The organism is Bradyrhizobium sp. IC3123 (assembly GCF_020193625.1).
In the GTDB taxonomy this organism is placed as follows: Bacteria; Pseudomonadota; Alphaproteobacteria; order Rhizobiales; family Xanthobacteraceae; genus Bradyrhizobium; species Bradyrhizobium yuanmingense.
Genome location: NZ_JADYVF010000024.1, coordinates 41,525 through 56,538, shown reverse-complemented (window position 1 = coordinate 56,538; position 15,014 = coordinate 41,525). Strand labels below are relative to the sequence as shown.

The window sequence follows — 15,014 nt, the reverse complement described above, 5'->3', positions numbered from 1 at the left end:
CTGCTGGAGGAGCTGAACCGGACGGCGGCGCCGTATCCTGCGGAGCGGTGCATCCACGAGCTGTTCGAGGCGCAGGTGCACAAGGCGCCGGATGCGGTGGCGGTGGTCTGCAAAGATGAGCGGCTGAGCTACGGCGAGCTCAATGCACGGGCCAACCGCCTGGCGCATCACCTGATCGCCCTCGGGGTCAGGCCGGACCAGCCGGTTGCGATCTGCGTCGAGCGCAGTCCGATGATGGTGGTGGGGCTTTTGGCGATCCTGAAGGCCGGCGGAGCGTATATGCCGCTGGACCCCGCCTATCCGTCGGCGCGGCTGCATCAGGTGCTCGACGATGCGGCCCCGCCGCTGCTGCTGGCCGATGTGGCTGGCCGTGCCGCCTTCGGCGCGGATGTGCCGGCCATTGTGAGCGTGGTGGAGCTCGATGCTGCGGCGCCGGCCTGGGCCAGCCTGCCGGAAGCGGATCCTGACCGGCGCGCGCTCGGCCTGACCTCCCGCAACCTCGCCTATGTGATCTACACTTCGGGATCCACGGGCACGCCCAAAGGGGCACAGAATGAGCATCGGGCTATCGTTAATCGCCTGATCTGGATGCAGAACGCCTATGGTCTGAAGCCAACAGACGTCGTGTTGCAGAAGACGCCATTAAGCTTCGATGTCTCGGCCTGGGAGTTCTTTTGGACTTTGCTTGAAGGGGCAACGCTGGTACTGGCCCCACCCGGTGCGCACAGAGATCCCGATGCATTGGTCGACTTGATCGTCAGCCAGCACATCACGACGGTTCACTTCGTGCCATCCATGCTGGTCAGCTTTTTGGATGCGAAGAGTGTTGACCGCTGCACATCGCTGCGGCGGGTTTTATGCAGCGGCGAGGCGCTCCCTGCCGCCAGTGTGTATAGGGTTCGGCGCGTATTGCCCTGGACGGCCCTGCACAATCTCTACGGTCCGACTGAGGCCGCGATCGACGTTACATCCTGGAGCTGCCCGGCTGAGTTTGATGAGGCCATCGTCCCGATTGGCCGTCCTATTGCCAACACGCGGGTCTACTTGCTGGATGGTCATGGCGGGCTGGTGCCGTTCGGTGCGGTGGGCGAGCTCTGCATTGGCGGGGCGGGGGTGGCGCGGGGCTACCTCAACCGCCCTGAGCTGACAGCGGAGCGGTTCATCCCCAGTCCCTTTGTCGAGGGCGACCGGCTGTACCGGACCGGCGACCTGGCACGCTACCTGCCGGATGGCAATCTGGAGTTTTTAGGCCGCAACGACGAGCAGGTGAAGATCCGCGGCTTCCGGATCGAACCGGGCGAGATCGTCGCGCGGCTTTGCGGCCACCCCTGCGTGCGCGAGGCGGTGGTGGTGGCGCGCGAGGATGGTCGCGGCGAGCAGCGCCTCGTTGCGTATGTCGTTGCCGCCGAAGCTGAGGAATCTGATCTTGCCGGCGGTTTGCGGGCGCATGTGAGTGCGGGGCTGCCGGACTACATGGTGCCGAGTGCGTTCGTGCGGCTGGCGGCGCTTCCGCTGACGCTGAACGGTAAGCTCAATCGAAACGCGCTGCCGGCCCCGGGCGACGAGGCGTATGCGCGCCGGACCTACGCGCCGCCACAGGGCGAGACGGAGACGGTGCTGGCGCAGATCTGGGCCGAGCTGCTGGGGCTGGAGCGGGTCGGACGGCACGACAACTTCTTCGAACTGGGAGGGCACTCGCTCTTGGCGGTGCAGATGATCGAGCGTCTAAGGCGGCGGTCACTGCGCATCGAGGTGCGCACCTTGTTCGTCAAGCCGGTGCTGGCTGATCTGGCTGCAAGCCTGGGCCGCCATCACGAGGTGGCGGTCCCGGCCAACCTGATCACCGAGCGAAGTGCGGCGATCACGCCGCAGATGTTGCCGCTGATTGAGCTGGCCCAGGGCGAGATCGACCGGATCATCGCCACAGTGCCCGGCGGGATTTGCAACATCCAGGACATTTACGGCCTGTCGCCGCTGCAGGACGGCATCCTGTTCCATCATCTGTTGGCGGCAAAGGGCGATCCGTACCTGCTGGTATCGCAGATGGCGTTTGACGAGCGTGGGCTGCTCGATCGCTATCTTGCCGCGGTCCAGCGGGTGGTGAATCGGCACGACATTCTGCGCACCTCGTTCGTCTGGGAGGGCCTGTCGCGCCCGGCCCAGGTGGTGTGGCGGGAGGCGCGACTGGAGGTGATCGAGGTCGAGCTGGATGGCGCTCATGGTGCTGGCGCCGCGCAGCTTAAGGAGCGGTTTGATCCGCGCCAGCACCGCATCGAGCTTGGCCGAGCACCACTGCTGCGATTTATGATTGCGCGCGAGCCCGGCAGCGCGCGCTGGCTGCTGCTGGAGCTGCAGCATCATCTGATCGGGGATCACACGACGCGGGACGTGATGCATGCTGAGGTCCGGGCCGAGCTGGAGGGGCGCCAGCATGAGCTGACGGCGCCGCAGCCATTCCGCAATCTGGTGGCGCAGGCGCATCTACGCCGTGATGCCAAGGCCGATGAAGCGTTCTTTCGGGAGCTGCTGGCCGACATCGACGAGCCGAGCACGCCGTTCGGCTTGCGCGAGGTGCGCGGCGACGGCAGCGGGGTTCGAGAGGCGCAGCGGATGCTGCCGTCAGCGCTCCAAGCGAGGCTGCGCGAACAGGCACGGCGGCTGGGCGTGAGTCTGGCGAGCCTGTGCCATCTGGCGTGGGGACAGGTGGTGGCGCGCAGCAGCGGCCGCGAGCAGGTGGTGTTCGGCACGGTGCTGTTAGGCCGCCTGCAGGGCAGCGCTGGCGCCGACCGCACGATGGGGCTGTTCATCAACACCCTGCCGCTGCGGCTTGATCTTGATGGGACAGCGGTCGAGGCGAGCGTGCGAACCACGCACGCCCGGCTGGCCGAGCTCTTGGCGCACGAGCAGGCCTCGCTGGCGCTGGTACAGCGCTGCAGCGCTGTTGCGGCGTCGGCGCCGCTGTTCAGCACGTTGTTGAACTACCGTCACAACACGGCGCCGGCTGTGCCCGGCTCCGGGATGGATGATGTCTTGTCGGGCATGGAATGGCTGGGTGGGGAGGAACGCACCAATTATCCGCTGACCCTGTCGGTGGAGGATTTTGGCGAGGCGCTGGGCCTCACTGTGCAGGTGGCGGAGCCTATCTCTGCGGATCGGATCTGCGGCTACATGCAGCGGGTGCTCGAGGAGCTGGCAAAGGCGCTGGAGCATGCCCCGGATACGCCGGTACGCGAGTTGGACATCTTGCCAGCTGAAGAGCGCACCTATCTGCTGGAGGATCTGAACCGGACGGCGGAGGCCTATCCATCGGACCTGTGCGTCCATGAGCTGTTCGAGGCGCAGGTGCAAAAGGCGCCGGAGGCGGTGGCGCTGGTCTGCGAAAACGAGCGGCTGAGCTATGGCGAGCTCAACGCGCGGGCCAACCGGCTGGCGCATCACCTGATCGCCCTCGGGGTCAAGCCGGACCAGCCGGTTGCGATCTGCCTCGAACGCAGTCCGGCGATGGTGGTTGGTGTCTTGGCGATCCTCAAGGCTGGCGGTGCCTATCTGCCGCTGGACCCAGCATATCCCAGCGAGCGGCTGCATCAGGTTGTCGACGATGCCGCGCCGCGGCTGCTGCTTTGCGACGTCGTCGGTCGCGCAGCACTCGGTCTCGAGGTGCTGACCGATGTGACGGTCATCGATGTGGAGACGGCCACGCCCGCCTGGGCCGAACGGGCGGCTTCAAACCCTGACCGGCGCACGCTTGGCCTCACATCGGGCCATCTCGCTTATGTGATCTACACCTCAGGCTCAACCGGAACCCCAAAGGGGGTCATGGTCCAGCATCAAGGGTTGGTCAATCTGCTGTCGGCTCAGGTCGGCCTCTTTGGCGCTTCTTCCAACAGCCGCGTCGTGCAGTTCGCCTCCATTGCTTTTGATGCAAGCGCTTGGGAGCTTGTTATGGCGTTTGGCTCCGGAGCCGCTTTGCACTTGCCTGCGGAAGAGATCCGTCAAGCGAGTAACAAGCTATCGGATTATCTGCAAAGCGAAGCCATCACCCACGCGACATTACCCCCAGCGTTGCTTCAGACAAACAAGGATCCGAAATGTTTGGCTGTGCAAGCTCTCGTTCTTGCTGGAGAGCTGCCGAAGCCAGAACTCATCCGAAGTCTGGCCCCAACATCAATTGTCAATGCTTACGGCCCGACCGAGGCAACAGTCTGTGCGACGATCTGGACTTGCCCGGCTGATTTTAATGGGTCATTGGTCCCGATCGGGCGCCCAATCGCCAACACGCGTGTGTACTTGCTGGATGGCCATGGCGCGCCCGTGCCGTTCGGCGCGGTGGGTGAGCTTTACATTGGCGGGGCGGGGGTGGCACGGGGCTACCTGAACCGCCCTGAGCTGACCGCGGAGCGGTTCATCGCCAGTCCCTTTGTCGAGGGCGATCGGCTGTACCGGACCGGCGACCTTGCACGTTATCTGCCGGACGGCAATCTTGAGTTCCTGGGCCGCAACGACGATCAGGTGAAGATCCGCGGCTATCGCATCGAGCCGGGCGAGATCGTCGCGCGGCTTTGCGAGCACGCCTGGGTGCGCGAGGCGGTGGTGGTGGCGGGCCAGAACGGCGCCGGCGACAAACATCTGATCGCCTATGTGGTCTGCGCGCCCGAGGCCGGCTCGGACGAGGGCGATGGAGGCGGGCTTGCGGGCGCCTTGCGGGCGCACTTAAGTGCGCGGCTGCCGGACTACATGGTGCCGAGTGCGTTCGTGCGGCTGGCGGCGCTTCCGCTCACGGTGAACGGCAAGCTCGATCGGAACGCGCTGCCGGCGCCGGCCGATCAGGCCTATGCGCTGGCGGCCTACCAGTCGCCGCAAGGTGCGGTCGAGACGGCGCTGGCGCAGATCTGGGCCGAGCTCCTTGGTGTCGAGCGCATCGGGCGCAACGACCACTTCTTCGAACTGGGCGGCCACTCGCTTTTGGCCGTGCAGATGCTCAGTCAAGCATTAAATCTTGGGCTGAGTTTTAGCGCCACCGACCTCTTCCGAGCCCCTGTTCTAAAGGAGCTTGCATCGAAGATTCGTTTGCAGGTGCAGCCCAGTAACACGGCGGTGATTCCCGTTCGAGCGACCGGATTGCAGCCACCTCTCTTCTTTGTCCCCACAGGTTTTGGGGATTGTTCGTATGTCCTCGGTTTGGCAGCGGAAATGGATGCAGACTGCTCGGTCTACGCTCTGCCATGGCCCCCTTTGGATGACGTTCGTCCACCGACTCTTGAGACGATGGCCGTGGAGGTGATTCTTGCGATTAAACAGATCCAGCCCCGTGGCCCATACCGTTTTGCTGGATACTCATCAGGTGCAATCCTGGCTTATGCAATTGCCGAGCAGTTACTGAGTGTTGATGAAGTTGTGTCATTCATGGCGTTCATCGATGTCAGTCTACCCGCGGCTTCTTCAAACGGATCACTGAAGAATTTGGCGCGAGAATTTGTTTTGGATCGTTGTGGAATCTTGCGCGATGAGTATCACGAGGTTCTGGAACGCGACACCGAACCATGTTCCATCTCTGAGTTGCTTGAAAAGGCGCAGCAAATAGGAGCGTTAGCTCCAGATCACGATCTTCGCAGTGACGTTTCAATGTATCAAAGGGCCGCGACATTTCACCGCGCGCTACAATCGTATCGCGTTCCGTCGCTCGCGATTGAAATACATCAGTTCTATGCGAGTGAGCCTCTCGTCAGTCGTTGGGTACCATTTGACAAACGACCCAGTAGCGACTTGCCAAACCAGGGCTGGGACCGGGTCGTGGATGCTGGGGCTATTCGTGCCGTACCGGTTCCAGGCAACCACGCGACAATGGTGAGCAATCCAGAAAACCGCCGAGTTCTGGCTCGAGCCATTTCAACAGCCTTGATCGGGACTGTTGAATAGACCGAGAAAACTTTCTCCGAAAGCTGAGGGTTCGAAGCTTCGTCTCGAGATCCGCCGCTGCTCGTTGGTTTTTCCCTGGACCTGTGCGCACACGTCGTCGATCGGCTGAAAGCTGATCTCAGAACTCCAGGCCTTCAGATAAAGGCGCCCGCTTACTCTTCCACGTATTCCACTCATCCAGAATGGCACGATCGATATCGAGTGCGGCGGAACTGCCAGCAGCAAGCAGAGTCAGGAAGCCGAGTGACGGTCAGTCCCTCCTTCAAGTTATGCTGTGTCTCGTCAATTTTGCGATGAAACTGCCAATCCTACGATCGAAGGAAGGAAAGGTTTACTTTCAATAAGGCGCTGACATCTTAGTTCGGTTTTTAACAGCCCCGCTGTGGCGTCGATGCCGCGTCGAACGCAACCTGAAATTACACCTGATACTCCACTTCGCCTTGCCGATGCTGTGAAGGTCGCATTTCCTTTGGGAGGAATGACCGTCGCGGGTTTGCGTCGTGAGCGCGACCGTAATCGACTGGTTATCGAGAAGATTGCGGGCAAGGAATTTACAACGCTGGCTCATATCGGACGGATGAGAGAGCTATGCCGCGAAGAAGCAAGGGCGCCCGACTTCAGCTCAAGGCTGCCCGCCGAAACAAGAGCGCATAAATCACTCACCGGGCAATCTGGATCATCAGAGACAACGGCCGGGATGTCAGCACAGGCTGCGCTGCAGATGAGATTGCGGCCGCGGAGGAAAAGCTAGGAGATTACATCAGCTCTAAACACACGCCAAAGCGAAGAATCCTCCACATAGACGATATCGCTATCGCGGATGTCCTCTCGATTTATTTGGACGCGCAGTTAGACAATCTTCGCGGCCGTTTCAATGTCGATAGCGAGAGCAAAGATACGATCGCCAATATCCGCAACTTTAAGAAGCGGATCGAACCGTTGAACGGGTGGGGGGGGGTAAAAATGCCCGAAGCCATCCCAGTCATCGTGAATGCTTAACGCGGGGCTGGCCGGTATCGAGAGGTACGTCGATCCGCTTGCCGCTCTGGTCAGCCGCTACGATCACGTGATCGGCGTACAGGGTGCCAGTCGTGCAATGTTTTGTTGCCATTGAGCTGTAATCCGGCTTGGTCCGACGTCACCGCCGGCTGGTAGCGATCGCCGGCGCCGACGCCCAACTCTGTTATCGCGACTCCGATTATCGCACTATTCGCGATGGCTCTGAGCCACCGCGCTTGGTGGCCTCATCCTTGTTCAGGCGTAAGTCCTCGAGCAGGTCGAAGTGTGTCCTCTGCGCCTTGGAGTCCGTAGGCGCAAGTGCAACGAGCAGATCGAAGGTCTGACGAAGCGATGCGCCGAGACCACCGAACTTGACCGGAACCCGCAAGGCTCCAAACCCCGCCGCTTTGAGCAGCTTTATCGCTTCGAACGGGACAACGCGGTTTCGCTCGCGCTCCACCGCCCCCGCGGCGATCCCCTCAAGCACAGGCCGGAGCGAATCGCTTCTCGAATGGAATGCATTCAGTTTTACGCATTGATCGTATCCACGTCATGCGTTCGCCGCCCCGACTCTGCGATGACCCATTTCGCGCAGCTGATTTTTTTCCTTGAATGGCGCGCCGCCTCGAACGAATGTCTTGGATCCCGCAGAAATACAGTCTGGCTCTCCAACGACACGGGAATATTCTTCGTGAGCGTGGATTTTCGGTCTACTGAGTTGCGCGGAGAGAAGCAGAACAATGACCATTCACCACGTGGGCCCCATATCAGCGATGTAGAACTGGAGAACGGCTGAGCGTCTATTCCAAAGGACGGGTTGCCAAAATGCTGACCGGTTGGCTCAACTGTCTGTATGATCCGGCGGTGCTTACCGGCACCGTGCGAAGGCACATCGTAGCGTTCAGGAAATAGTGCTCGAAAGCTGACTGGTGCGCCTCAGAGATGCGGACCAATTTATGTCTGAAAGCCGGTAGTTGCTGCGCGAGCGATCCTGGCCTCGACCGAAGGGTCTTACGCCGTCCGCGATTTAGCTTTGCAGGTCAACGCTCGCGAGCCGCTGCCGGTCCAGAATCACGATCTCGCGTTGAGTATTGCCGATGAAATCGAGGACGCCATCACTGTGCAATTGCGATACTGCACGCGAAACGGTCTCGATGGTCAGGCCAAGGTAATCCGCGATATCACGCCGAGACATTGGCAGCGAGATAACGTCAGCAGCCGTGAGCCGTTCATCCATTTCGTGCAAGAACGCGGCAACGCGCTCCAGAGCGGTTTTGCGTCCAAGCAGCAGCATGTGGTTTTCGGCGTGCTGCAAGTTATTCGTAGTCAGGCTGAGCAAAGTGCGCCAGACAACCGCGTCAGTCTCGGCCACCGTCTCAAGATGTTGCCGCCTGATCAGGCGAACAGTGGTTTGGATGATTGCTTCCGCCGTGAATCGGTGGGCTACGCCGTTCTCGAGTCCAAAAATATCACCTGGCAAATGAAATGCGCCGATCTGACGGCGTCCATCGGGGAGTAACTTGCAAGTCCGTACCGCGCCTTTTCTGACCTGATAGACGTACTCGGCTGGGTCACTCTCGATGTAGATCGTCTTACCTTTCTTGTAAGTGAATTCGCTCAAGCTGACGATCGGATTTGACCCGCTCGATATGCCGAGCTCACTGAGCGAATTGATGCGGGATCTTTGGTCTGTGGTGATGCTCACAAACATGGTCCGACACTCCTAAACCAGAATATGCGAAGGGAATTGGAGCCTCGCGAATAAATTTGGTGCAATCTATGGATGCCTGCACAGTATTTAACAATCATCTATGAAAAAGAAGTCGTGTCCTTGTGACGCAGTGCCCGCGCAACAGTCGAGGCGAGGCAATTGTGGCCTTCGATCGTCGAGGATAGGTGCCCGGCAACACGCCTCAGAGCGAATGAAACGATCCTAGATTTGACTGCTGTACGAGTGTTCTGCTGCGCGAAGGCGCCAAGTCGCGGTTAAAAGATGCGTTTCGCCGGGCGGTGTCGCTGGAAGGCTGCTTCGAAATGCCGGCGGGTTAGCCCAGGACCGAGGACGGGTCGAATAATCCGCTCCAACCCTCTCATTGCTCCCCACCCTTATATCCAACGTCCTGCTCAAGTATCCCGCTCGGGTCTCTGTCCACGGGTGATGGTCTTGCTGACGATAGTCCGACTGGACCCACCATCCGCCATTGATTAAGATCAAACCGCTTTATTCGGATCCTCTATCCTTCAGCGAATTAACGGAGGCAAGAGATCTCATGCGCTACGTTCTCGCTATCGGAGTGCTAACACTTCCTATCCTCGTCGGCTTTGGATCAGGCTCGACCGCCGCTTCACGGGTTCATTCGTACACCCCACCGGCCCGGCAAGACGTTTATTGCTTGCAGGGCCGAGCCTGGGGATATCCGGGCAACTGCCAGTTCTCAACCTATAGCCAGTGCATGGCTACCGCCTCTGGCACATATGCCTATTGCGGTATCAATCCGATCTACGCCTTCGAGCGACAGGGAAGGCAATTCGGCTGGAGCGAACGTCGTTAGGTCAGCCAAGGACGGCGTTGGATGAACGGGCGGGCCGTCCAGGCTCTTGTTGCCGTTCGCTCGACCCCGCCTATTCTGCGCTGAATCCGTTGGGGCGTTCGTTTGATTGCGTCCAGTGCCGAGCGTGCTTGCATGTTGGACGGCAATAGCCGGTCCGACCATGCGAATTCGATGTCTCCGATCTCTTCGGCAGAGCAAGTGATCTCAGATGCCGGCGAATGCGATTGGAATATTCCAGTCAGCGGCCGAAGCCGCAGTATTTGGTGCAGATGGTCCGATGCCGCCGTACGGCCGTGGCGATTTGAATGACCTTCTGCGCGGCGAGGAAATGATCAGCTTGCACCCACACAGCAACAAACGATGCGTTCGCCGCTAAACAAAAGGAAGCTGATTTTCCCCGCGTGGCGAAAAATAGTTCGTCTTGGACTCGCATGGTCGAACAATCTCTGAGAGGATTGATCATCAGGCGATGGTCCCACTCAGGAGCGCGGACAATGCGCAACTACGTCTTCGACAACGTTACGCATTCGATTCCGAGCAAGCTCGTCGACCAGTTGTGTTCGTGTTGTTCCTGAGCGGCGTCTTAATTCATAGAGACGATCTGGCCTGAGATCGCTCCAGCTCCTCGAAATCAATAACGCAAACGCTGGCTGAACAGCAGTGTCGCGCCCGTTCGTCGTGATCGGCGTGGTCGCATGGTGCTGCGCGCTCAGGCCGCGCCTACCTCGCAGTAAGTGTCATTCTCAAGGGACAAACCACTAGTCTGTAAACAACGAACCGATCAAATTCGCCTACTGGGTGCCGAACGTATCCGGCGGGCTCGTGATTTCTTCGATCGAGCAGCGTACCAGCTGGGACATCGACTACAACCGGAAGCTTGCTCAGATCGCCGAAAAGGCGGGCTTCGACTACGCACTCAGTCAGATCCGATTCACGGCGGGTTAGGAGCCGACAAGCAGCACGAGCCGGTCAGCTTCTCGCATGCGCTGCTGGCTGCGACTGAAAAGCTCAAGATGATCGCCGCTCTCCTTCCCGGGCCATGGAATCCCGCCGTAGCGGCGAAGCAGATCGCGACAATCGGCCAGCTTACCAACGCGCGCGTTGCGGTGAATATTGTGTCCGGTTGGTTCCGCGGTGAATTCCACGCAATCGGAGAGCCTGGCTCGATCACGATGAGCGCTACCGGCGTTCGGAGGAGTTCATCAATGCTCTGCGCGGGATTTGGAGGGAAGAGAGCTTCACACTCAAGGGGGACTTCTATCGGTTCAACGAGTACTCGCTGAAGCCGAAACCGCTCGATCCGCTGCCCGAGATCTTCCAGGGCGGCTCTTCGCGCGCCGCCCGCGACATGGCCGCTCGCGTGTCCGACTGGTACTTCACGAACGGGAATACGCCCGAGGCAGCCGCTTTACGGAAGAGATGGGGTATTCGGTCCCGATCGTCTGACCTATTTGCTGCGCGGCACGTTTTGGCTGACGATCATGGACCAACTCCATCCGAAGGAGAAAAGTCATGATCTACGTCGGCCTCGATGTTTCGCTGAATTCCGTTGCGGTATGTGCGGTGGACGAGACCGGAAAGCTTATCCGGGAGGGAACCATCTTGGCGGATGCGCCATCGATTGTGCAGTACCTCGAACCATGGGCTGGTCAAGTTCAACGGGTGGGCCTTGAGGCAGGACCGACGTCAGAATGGCTGACCGCAAATCTAATCGAACTGGGGCTGCCGGCCGTCAGTTTGGAAGCCCGCCAGGTTAAGGCGGCACTTTCGGCCATGCCGGTGAAGACCGATCGGAATGACGCCCGTGGGATCGCGCAGGTGGTGAGAACGGGATGGTTCAAGCCTGTTCACGTCAAGAGCATCGGCAGTCAAAGGGCCCGGACGCTGGCCGCGGCTCGCAAGCATATCATCCGCTCCATCGCTGCCGCAGAGCAAGTCATCCGCGGACTTCTGCGTCCGCTCGGTCTCAAAGTAGGAGTCGTCTCGCGGAGTCTGTTCGCGACGCGAGTTCGTGAGTTGGTCGGCGATGACGACTTGCTGGAGGCGATCATGAATCCGCTGCTTGCCGGACGCGAAGCGCTGATGCGGGAGTACGGCCGACTGCATCGTCTGGTTCTGAAGGCCGTGCGCAGTGACCCGGCTTGTCGGCTCTTGATGACAATGCCGGGGATCGGCGCGGTCTCTGCGTTGACCTTCCGCTCCACTGTGGACGATCCGAGGCGATTCCTGCATTCTCAATCCGTCGGTGCCTATCTCGGGTTAACGCCCCGGCGATACCAATCTGGCGAGGTTGATCGGGTGGGACGGATCACAAAAGTCGGAGATGGAGAGACGCGCACAGCCCTGTTCGAAGCTGCCAACGTTGTTCTCAGGCCATCAACCCGATGGTCTCCGATGAAGGCTTGGGCGGTGCGTGTTGCCCACCGGCAAGGAAGCAAGCGTGCGAAGGTCGCGCTGGCCAGAAAGATGGCTGTCGTCCTTCACCGAATGTGGATTGATGGAACCGAATTCCGATGGACGGCGGTGGCGTAAGGACGCCGTCGCCATCCCAAGAGACGCCCGTCGCGGGGCGTGGGGATGGTCGAGTTCGTATGATCTGTCGTGGCGTCCGCCCTCCAGGCGGCTGACTACGCCGAAGAGCTTGAACCGACCATTCAACCGAACCCCATCGTGTGGCGGCTTTGCCGACCACGAACAGAAGCAAGGTACCCGCGGCACGCGCTCTTAAGGGATTGACAGAAGCAGACCGAATACAGAAGCAGATCATCGGGATTTTGAAGGAGCACGAAGCTGGCGTGTCGGTTGCCGATCTGTGCCGGACGGCGTCAGCGATGCCAGCATCTACAAATGGAAAGCCAAGTTTGGCGGGATGGAGGTATCGGAGGCCAAGCGGCTGAGGACGCTGGAGGATGAGAACACGCGTCTGAAGCGGCTTTTGGCCGACGCCATGCTGGACAATGCTGCGTTAAAGGACCTCCTGGGAAAGAAGTGGTGACGCCCGCGGGGAAGCGGAAAGCTGTCGCCCATCTCATGGATGCCCACGGGATGAGCGAACGGCGGGCGTGTAAAGCCATCGGCTGTTGCCGCATGACCATCAGATACCAGACGTCCCGGGCGGATGATGCCGCCCTGCGCCAACGCATGAGGGCGCTCGCCCAGGAGCGCCGTCGCTTCGGCTATCGGCGCCTGCATGTTCTGCTCAGGCGGGAGGGCTATCTGGTCAACCACAAGAAACTGTTCCGGCTCTACCGGGAAGAGAGGCTCGCGGTTCGTCGCCGTGGCGGCCGCAAGCGGGCGATCGGGACCCGAGCGCCGATGGTGGTGCCGATAGCGCCGAATGACCGCTGGTCGCTCGACTTCGTCTCGGACCAGCTCACCGATGGCCGCCGCTTCCGCATCCTGACCGTGGTCGACGAGTGCACGCGCGAATGCCTGGCGTTGGTGGCCGATACCTCGCTGTCGGGCTCCCGGGTGGCGCGGGAGCTGGACCGGCTGATCATCGAGCGCGGCAAGCCCAAAATGGTGGTCAGCGACAACGGCACCGAATTGACCAGCAACGCCATCCTGACATGGGCCGATCAGAGCCGCGTCGCCTGGCATTACATCGCGCCCGGCAAGCCGACGCAGAATGCCTTCATCGAAAGCTTCAATGGCCGTCTCCGAGACGAATTGTTGAACGAGACGCTGTTCACGTCGCTGGCCCAGGCCCGCGTCGAACTCGGACATTGGCGGGCCGACTACAACGATACGCGACCTCACTCGCAACTCGGATGGAAAACACCATCGGAGTTTGCCTTCACCTGCAACCCGCGACGGGATCTGGCGCTGCGCTATGCCGATGGCTCCGCACCAGCTCCCGTCGCTACCACCGCCCATTCGGCTAAATCCAACAGCCGGGGCGAACTCAGGACTGGATAAAACTTGATGTGGTGGAACGGCCCGCTCCAACAGCATCAAAGTGCTAGAACGTGGTCGTTGTTCGAACGCCACAAAGGAGGGACCGTTCCGTGAAACAGGTTATCACCATCGGGCTCGATCTGGCCAAGCACGTTTTCCAGGTTCACGGGGCGGATGCCGAGGGCTCACCCGTGTTCAACCGGAAGCTACGGCGCAGCGAAGTTCTGCGTTTCTTTGAGAAGCTGCCACCATGCCTGGTGGGAATGGAAGCATGCGGTAGCGCCCACTATTGGGCACGCGAGATCGCAGCTCTCGGTCATGAGGTCCGGCTCATTCCGCCGGCTTATGTCAAACCCTTCGTCAAGCGTGGTAAGACGGATGCGGCGGACGCGGAGGCCATCAGCGAAGCGGTGACCCGAAAGACCATGCGCTTCGTGCCGATTAAGACGGCTGAGCAACAGGCTGCCGCGATGGTGCTGAAGACCCGCGCTCTTCTAGTGCGGCAGCGAACGCAGGCGGTCAACGCGTTGCGCGCGCATCTGGCAGAATTGGGCATCATCGCCACCGCCGGCCTGGCAAAGGTTGAGGCGCTGGTCGCAATCATACGGGATGAGACAGATGCTCGCCTGCCCGCAGCAGCGCGCTTCGCGCTGATGGCTATTGCCGACGAGATTGAAGCTTCAGCCGACCAGATCGAGAGGCTCGAGCGCGCAATCGTTGTGGAGGCCAAGCGCGACGAGGACATGCGTCGGTTGACCACAATCCCTGGCGTCGGCGCCATTACGGCGGCGACCATCAAGGCGCTTGTGCCGGATCCCGGCGGGTTCAAGTCGGCTCGCCACTTTGCCGCCTGGCTGGGATTGACGCCGCGGTCTCATTCAAGCGGAGGCAAAGAGCGGTTGGGACGAATATCGAAGATGGGAAATCCGGAACTCCGCTCTCTCCTCGTTGTCGGGGCAACGGCCGTCTTGCGGGTCGTCCGAAACGACGCTCGGGCGCGGCCGTGGCTGAAGGCCCTTCTTGCCAGACGGCCCTTCAAGGTTGCCGCCGTCGCGCAGGCCAATAAGACAGCGCGGATCATCTGGGCGCTCCTGAACAAGGGCGGAAGTTATCGGCGTCCCGACCCATTGGCGGTTACCGCGGTGACGCAGTGACCACCAAAATGATCTGACCGGCGCAGGCCGGCAGAGGGCAAGGTGCAACAACAGGCGATGAACCCTTGGGACGAAATCCCGAAACGAGTGAAGCTACTGCCCCCAATGCGCTCAAGCGCGTAAACTTGATTTGGCTCCTCGTTCCGCGGATCTCATCGAGGCCAGCGGCCATATTGTGCCGCGCGCAAAGGCCGGACATATGACCGCACCGTCCCAATGTGTGAAATCGACTGAAAAAGCTCTTGCCTCGCGGGCCGTTCCACATATGGGGGCAAGGTCAGAACCTGATCGGCACGCCGCAGCAAGTCGCTGAACGGATCATCGAGCTCAAGCATGCCGGCGCCGACCTGATCCTGCTCGGGTTCCTGCACTTCCAGGAAGAGGTCGAATATTTCGGCAAGCATGTGATCCCGCTGGTCCGCGAACTCGAGACAAGGACGCCCGTACGCGTTCAGGCTGCCGAATAGGTGTAAAGCGAGGGGCAGCCACGTGATGG

General features: G+C 60.5%; 7 protein-coding genes and 3 pseudogenes. 8 read left to right on the top strand and 2 right to left on the bottom strand.

The window, feature by feature from the left end; translation table 11 throughout:
• Both I6F20_RS36350 and I6F20_RS36340 read left to right on the top strand, forming a co-directional pair.
• Positions 1–5,916 (top strand): amino acid adenylation domain-containing protein (locus I6F20_RS36350; RefSeq protein WP_518513086.1); only part of this gene is annotated, 5,916 nt, incomplete at its 5' end.
• A gap of 1,282 nt (positions 5,917–7,198) precedes the next feature.
• Positions 7,199–7,711, top strand: a complete 513-nt coding sequence (locus I6F20_RS36340; protein WP_225131115.1) for a hypothetical protein — start codon at positions 7,199–7,201, stop codon at positions 7,709–7,711.
• Positions 7,712–7,942: 231 nt separating this feature from the next.
• Here the strand turns inward: I6F20_RS36340 and I6F20_RS36335 are convergent, their stop codons facing one another.
• Complete coding sequence (locus I6F20_RS36335; protein ID WP_225131113.1) at positions 7,943–8,626, bottom strand: helix-turn-helix domain-containing protein; 684 nt, start codon at positions 8,624–8,626, stop codon at positions 7,943–7,945.
• A gap of 559 nt (positions 8,627–9,185) precedes the next feature.
• Between I6F20_RS36335 and I6F20_RS36330 the strand changes: the two genes are divergently transcribed.
• Positions 9,186–9,467 (top strand): DUF3551 domain-containing protein, encoded by a 282-nt coding sequence (locus I6F20_RS36330; RefSeq protein ID WP_128947516.1) that lies wholly within the window; start codon positions 9,186–9,188, stop codon positions 9,465–9,467.
• 238 nt (positions 9,468–9,705) lie between these two features.
• On the opposite strand, the gene I6F20_RS36325 is transcribed toward I6F20_RS36330, so the two are convergent.
• Complete coding sequence (locus I6F20_RS36325) at positions 9,706–9,930, bottom strand: hypothetical protein (RefSeq protein ID WP_225131111.1); 225 nt, start codon at positions 9,928–9,930, stop codon at positions 9,706–9,708.
• A 317-nt stretch (positions 9,931–10,247) separates the two neighbouring features.
• Between I6F20_RS36325 and I6F20_RS36320 the strand changes: the two are divergent.
• The 5 genes and pseudogenes from I6F20_RS36320 to I6F20_RS36300 all read left to right on the top strand — a co-directional run.
• Positions 10,248–10,875 (top strand): annotated as a pseudogene (locus I6F20_RS36320) (LLM class flavin-dependent oxidoreductase); the annotation flags it as partial.
• A gap of 104 nt (positions 10,876–10,979) precedes the next feature.
• Positions 10,980–11,999 carry an IS110 family RNA-guided transposase gene (locus tag I6F20_RS36315; RefSeq protein ID WP_225131109.1) on the top strand — a complete coding sequence of 340 codons (1,020 nt, stop codon included), beginning with the start codon at positions 10,980–10,982 and terminating at the stop codon, positions 11,997–11,999.
• Positions 12,000–12,199: 200 nt separating this feature from the next.
• Positions 12,200–13,385 (top strand): annotated as a pseudogene (locus I6F20_RS36310) (IS3 family transposase).
• Positions 13,386–13,474: 89 nt separating this feature from the next.
• A complete protein-coding gene (locus I6F20_RS36305; RefSeq protein ID WP_225131108.1) occupies positions 13,475–14,518 on the top strand; it encodes an IS110 family RNA-guided transposase in 1,044 nt (347 codons plus the stop codon).
• 269 nt (positions 14,519–14,787) lie between these two features.
• A pseudogene (locus I6F20_RS36300) lies at positions 14,788–14,985 on the top strand (dimethylsulfone monooxygenase SfnG); the annotation flags it as partial.
• Between the last annotated feature and the right edge of the window lie 29 nt (positions 14,986–15,014).